The 2,836-nt window shown below is 72.3% G+C and carries 2 protein-coding genes; one reads left to right on the top strand and one right to left on the bottom strand.

Going from position 1 to position 2,836, the window contains the following annotated elements:
* A partial coding sequence (locus tag AC0CYZ_RS24740; RefSeq protein ID WP_472220276.1) for an ATP-binding cassette domain-containing protein occupies positions 1–2,275 on the bottom strand: 2,275 nt, incomplete at its 3' end.
* A gap of 342 nt (positions 2,276–2,617) precedes the next feature.
* On the opposite strand from AC0CYZ_RS24740, the gene AC0CYZ_RS24735 reads away from it, so the two are divergent.
* Positions 2,618–2,836 (top strand): hypothetical protein (locus tag AC0CYZ_RS24735; protein WP_472220274.1); only part of this gene is annotated, 219 nt, incomplete at its 3' end.

Genomic DNA, 2,836 nt, shown 5'->3' with positions numbered 1-2,836 from the left:
CGGGCCCGAGGTCGACGATCCGGTCGGCGTGCGCCATGACGGCCTGGTGGTGCTCGATCACGATCACCGAGCGCCCCGAGTCCACCAGCCGGTCGAGCAGCCCGAGCAGCGCCTCGACGTCGGCGAGGTGCAGACCCGTCGTGGGCTCGTCGAGGACGTAGACGCCGGCCTTGTCGGACAGGTGGGTGGCGAGCTTGAGGCGCTGGCGCTCGCCGCCGGACAGCGTGGTGAGCGGCTGCCCGAGCCGGACGTACCCGAGCCCGACGTCAGCGAGCCGGCCCAGGATCGTGTGCGCCGCCGGCGTCCGCGCCTCCCCCGCCCCGAAGAACGCCTCGGCCTCCGCGACGGACATCGCGAGCACCTCGCTGATGTCCTTGCCCCCGAAGGTGTACTCGAGCACGTCGGCCGAGAAGCGCTTCCCGCCGCACACCTCGCACGTGGTGGCGACGCCCGCCATGATCGCGAGGTCGGTGTAGACGACGCCGGCGCCGTTGCAGTTCGGGCAGGCGCCCTCGGAGTTCGCGCTGAACAGTGCGGGCTTGACGCCGTTGGCCTTGGCGAACGCCTTGCGGATCGGCTCGAGGAGCCCGGTGTAGGTCGCCGGGTTGCTGCGCCGCGAGCCGCGGATCGGGGTCTGGTCGACGACCACGACGCCGTCGCGACCCGCGACCGAGCCCATGACGAGCGAGCTCTTGCCGGAGCCCGCGACCCCGGTGAGCGCGAGGAGCACCCCGAGCGGGAGGTCGACGTCGACGCCGCGCAGGTTGTGGGTCGAGGCGCCGCGCACCTCGAGAGCCCCCGCCGGCGTCCGCACGCTCGGCTTGAGGGCGGCGCGGTCGTCGAGGTGCCGGCCGGTGATCGTCCCGCTGGTCCGCAGGCCCTCGACGGTGCCCTCGAACTGCACGGTGCCGCCCTCGGTGCCCGCACCGGGGCCGAGGTCGACGACGTGGTCGGCGATCGCGATCGTCTCGGGCTTGTGCTCGACGACGAGCACGGTGTTGCCCTTGTCGCGCAGCCGCAGCAGCAGGCCGTTCATCCGCGCGATGTCGTGGGGGTGCAGGCCGATCGTGGGCTCGTCGAAGACGTAGGTGACGTCGGTGAGCGAGGACCCGAGGTGGGAGACCATCTTGACGCGCTGCGCCTCGCCGCCGGAGAGCGTGCCGGCCGGGCGCTCGAGGGAGAGGTAGCCCAGGCCGATCTCGACGAACGAGTCGAGGGTGTCGCGCAGGGTCGCGAGCAGCGGCCCCACGGTCGGCTCCTCGATGCCCCGTACCCAGTCGGCGAGGTCGGAGACCTGCATCGCGGAGGCCTCGGCGATGTTCAGTCCCCGGACGCGCGACGACCGCGCGGCCTCCGTCAGGCGCGTCCCGTCGCACTCCGGGCAGGTGGCGAAGACGACGGCGCGGTCGACGAACGCCCGGACGTGGGGCTGGAGGGAGTCGACGTCCTTGGACAGCATCGAGCGCTGGATCCTCGGGATCAGCCCCTCGTAGGTGAGGTTGATGCCCTCGACCTTGATCTTGGTGGGCCCCCGGTAGAGCAGGTCGTCCAGCTCGCGCTTCGTGTACTTCCCGATCGGCTTCTGCGGGTCGAAGTACCCGGAGCCCTTGAAGATGCGGCCGTACCACCCGTCCATGCTGTAGCCGGGGATCGTGATGGCGCCCTCGTCGAGCGAGCGGTCCGGGTCGTAGACCGCGCCGAGGTCGATGTCGGAGACCGAGCCGCGGCCCTCGCAGCGCGGGCACATGCCGCCGGTGATGCTGAACTCGCGGCGCTCCTTGACGGTGCGGCCGCCCTTCTGGAGGTTCACCGCCCCGGCTCCGCTGATCGAGGCGACGTTGAACGAGAACGCCTGGGGCGAGCCGATGTGGGGCTCCCCGAGCCGGCTGAAGAGGATCCGCAGCATCGCGCCCGCGTCGGTGGCGGTGCCGACCGTCGAGCGCGGGTCACCGCCCATGCGCTCCTGGCCGACGATGATCGCGGTGGTCAGGCCGTCGAGGACGTCCACGTCGGGGCGGGCCATCGTCGGCATGAAGCCCTGCACGAAGCTCGAGTAGGTCTCGTTGATCAGGCGCTGGGACTCGGCGGCGATCGTCGAGAACACCAGCGAGCTCTTGCCCGAGCCGGAGACCCCGGTGAACACGGTGAGACGCCGCTTGGGGAGCTCGACGCTGATGTCGCGCAGGTTGTTCTCGCGGGCCCCGAGCACGCGGATGAGGTCGTGCCCGTCGGCGGCGTGCGGTGCCCCGACGTCCGTCCTGGTGGCGGTGCTCATCGTGTCTCTCCCTCGCCCCGTGCGGCCCCTGCGCCCCGACCAGTATGTCGGGATCGTCGTGGAGCCCGATCGACGTCGCACCCGACGGTCCGACCGTCCGCGTACCACCCGGCCCCGCTCCACATGATCAACAGACCTGGGTGGCGATCGCCGGTCCGTCGGCGTCGCCACCCAGGGCTGATGATCTCCTCCTGCCCCGACCGTAGGAGGAACGTGGCCCGCGGGGCTTCTCGATTCCTGCCCGACCGCGACCTTCCTTGACGGATCTCCGGTCGCCCACGGAGGCTGTGGGCGCCGTCACGCCGACGGCGGGGGTGTCCACGCCAGGGAGGCGACGTCGCCGTGCTGACGAAGAACCGGATCGGCAATGCGCTCGCGGTGGCGGCCGCGGTGGTCGGTCTCGTCCTGGTGTTCAGCGGGGCCGGGCACGGCGAGGACTCCGACGGCGCGCCCCCGCCGGCGAGCCAGGTCCACGCGCCGGCACCGCAGGTCACGGCGCCGGGCGACGGGCCGGCCCGGGCACCCGCCCCGGCCGTCGCGCCGCGGACGGACGACGACGGC

It is taken from the genome of Actinomycetospora sp. (assembly GCF_055612215.1).
This window is presented reverse-complemented; position numbering and strand designations above follow the sequence as displayed.